Origin of the sequence: Pedobacter sp. HMWF019, from assembly GCF_003061025.1 — a bacterium.
In the GTDB taxonomy this organism is placed as follows: domain Bacteria; phylum Bacteroidota; class Bacteroidia; order Sphingobacteriales; family Sphingobacteriaceae; genus Pedobacter.
Genome location: NZ_QAIL01000337.1, coordinates 1 through 3,202 on the forward strand (window position 1 = coordinate 1; position 3,202 = coordinate 3,202).

Annotated in this window: 2 protein-coding genes; both read right to left on the reverse strand. The window is 38.2% G+C overall.

What is annotated here, in order from left to right:
- Positions 1–198: 198 nt before the first annotated feature.
- Entirely contained in the window at positions 199–1,176 is a 978-nt protein-coding gene (locus tag DBR11_RS18890) for a deoxyhypusine synthase family protein (RefSeq protein WP_108554189.1), read from the reverse strand.
- A gap of 73 nt (positions 1,177–1,249) precedes the next feature.
- The coding region (locus tag DBR11_RS18895) for an LTA synthase family protein (RefSeq protein ID WP_369974444.1) at positions 1,250–3,202 on the reverse strand (1,953 nt) is incomplete at its 5' end.

Consider the following 3,202-nt stretch of genomic DNA (forward strand, 5'->3'; position numbering starts at 1 on the left):
ACTTAGATCTATCATCAAAAACGTGAACAAAAGTAAAGTTTATTAAGTTATCAATGACAAATAAATGACAGGAAATACAATTTATAATCATTCTAAACTATGCCCTGAAATGCTCTAAACGAAGAAAATCAGCAGCTTTTTTAAAAACCGCTGATTTTCACTCTCCCTAAATGTGAGAGATAATTTTGGATTTTAAAATTACATTTTTAATATCCATGCAAATATTAATGGTGCAACGATCGTTGCATCAGACTCTACAATAAATTTAGGTGTATGAATATCCAGCTTACCCCAGGTAATCTTTTCATTCGGTACAGCACCAGAATAAGAGCCATAAGAAGTGGTAGAATCAGAGATCTGACAGAAATAACTCCAAAATGGAATATTCTCCATCTCCATATCCTGATAAAGCATTGGCACAACACAAATCGGGAAATCGCCGGCAATACCTCCACCGATCTGGAAGAAACCGATTCCTTTACCTGAACTGTTGGCAATATACCAATCTGCAAGCCAGCCCATATATTCAATACCGCTTTTCATAGTTGTTGCTTTCAGTTCCCCCTTCATTACATAAGAAGCAAAGATATTACCCATGGTTGAATCTTCCCACCCAGGTACAACGATCGGAAGATTTTTCTCTGCAGCAGCCAGCATCCATGAATTTTTTGGATCAATCTCATAATATTGCTCAAGATCACCGCTCAACAGCATTTTATACATGAATTCATGTGGAAAATAACGTTCCCCTGCAGTGTCAGCATCTTTCCATAATTTATGAATGTGTTTTTGCAGCCTGCGGAAAGCTTCTTCTTCAGGAATACAAGTATCTGTAACCCTGTTGTAGTGGTTCTCTAAAAGATCCCATTCGTCCTGAGGGCTCAGGTCACGGTAATTAGGAACCCTTTTATAATGTGAGTGGGCTACAAGGTTCATGATGTCCTCTTCAAGGTTCGCACCTGTACAGGAAATAATAGATACTTTATCCTGGCGGATCATTTCCGCCAACGAAATACCCAGTTCAGCTGTACTCATTGCACCAGCCAGGGTGATCATCATTTTACCCCCTTCATCTAAATGGGTTTCGTAGCCTTTGGCGGCATCCATCATAGCTGCCGAATTAAAGTGGAGATAATTCGTCTCCATAAATTTCGATATTGGTCCTCTTGTGCTCATCTTGTTTTTTAAATAAAGCGCAAAAATAGACAAATAATCTTAAACACGCACAAGCTTATCTCTTCGACACAAATCACCAATGCAATCCACCGTTCTTAAAAAGGTCATAAGCGGTTTGGTAATTAGAAATGGCCTGTTGTATAATCGGCTCCGGAAATTTAGCTGGAAGCTGTTCATTCGTATCCTTATTATATATATAGGTCTCTATCTTTTGTTGAGGACTTAAAATAACCAAACTATCCTTTTTCATATAAGCCAGTTTCTGATAAGTACCAAGAACAATCCTGGAATCATAACCGGGATCAAGTACATTTTTCCCATACAAATTACTTTCATAATTCCAGCCCATCAGTTTAAACAAAGTAGGATAAAGATCAATCTGGGAACAGGTTTGGTCAATCACCTTAGATGCTGCACCTTGCAGGTTTACAATAATGCAGGGAATATGATATTTGCTGATATCGATCTCATTCTTCCCGGCACTGCTTGCACAGTGATCTGCAACAATGACAATTACCGTGTTCTTAAACCAGGGTTTTGTTTTTGCTTTCTTTAAAAACTCACCGATCGTATAATCCGTATACCTCACTGCTCCGTCACGTCCGCTACCAGAAGGAATATTAATCTTACCTGCAGGGTAGGTAAAGGGACGATGATTTGAAGTCGTCATCACAAAATTATAAAAAGGTCTCCCCTCCTTATAATACTGATCAGATCCTCTGATTACTGCATCATAAAGATCTTCGTCACTAATCCCCCAGGCATTTTCAAACTTGACCTGGTCATCTGTTATAATGGTTCTCTTAGTTGTATAAGATTCACCAACCATGATTTTTTTACCCCGGTCTACGATATCAAAACCATTGCTCCCAAAATACTGGTTCATATTATCAAAATAGCCATCACCGCCGTAAAAAAAAGTACGATTATAGCCGGCCTGCTGAAAAATATGTCCTACTGTAGTCAGTTTTTCATTTCCCGGCCGCCGCACAATGCTGCTTCCAGGTGTCGGTGGCACACACAAAGACAAAGCCTCCATGCCGCGTACAGTTCGGGTACCGGTAGCATACATATTTGTAAACAATACATTTTCTTTTGCCAGTGAATCCAATACAGGTGTCAAATTAGACTTGCTTCCAAAACTCCCCAAAAATTCCGCACTTAAACTCTCCACCGTAATCATGATTACATTTGGCCTATAAGGAGAATTACCATTGTCAATTTTTCTTCTTACCGAGTTCCCTTCATTCACATAAGTACTCCCCTGTTCAGATAATTCTTTACGGATCACCTGATAAGCCAGCTTCTTTTCAATCAATGGATAGAAATCATTGTAATTTAATTCGTTATTCTTAAATGCTGCAAAGAAAGAATATACGCCAGCCTTTGACAATTCATTCTGATACCGGTTCTGTGAGCCATCGGCCAGACTATTACTAACAAAAAAACCATACACCACTGCCAGACCAATAAGCAGTCCGGAAATCAGTAAGCGCTTAGAGAAAGGGGTATTCGAATAAAAACTGGCCGCAAAAATCTTCCTCCTATAAAAAAGGAACATAACAGCCGAAGTCAGTAAGAGAATCCCCCCAATTAAAATAGGCAAAGGATATGACTCATTAATATTATTAATCACCTCATACGTATAAATCAGGTAGTCAACTGCAATAAAATTAAAACGGCTTTCAAATTCCTGCCAGAACGTGATTTCTGCAAAAAAGGAAAACATAAAAATCAAAACCACCAGAAACAACCATATATAAGTAGCAATCCTGTTAAATTTAGAATTGTTCCATTTCTGTGGCAATAAAAGCAAGTATAAAGCGTAAGATGCAACGATAAAAAAGGAAACCCCCAAATCAAAGAAGGTTCCGGTAAAGTAGATTTTCAAAATGGCCAGAAAACTCAAATCCGTTTTCATTAAAGAGGCTACAAGTAAGCCTGTCCTGATAAAAAAAGAACTGATCAGGAAAACAATAATAAAAGAAAACAAAACACTATACCTGTTTTTTAAGATATTCAACTG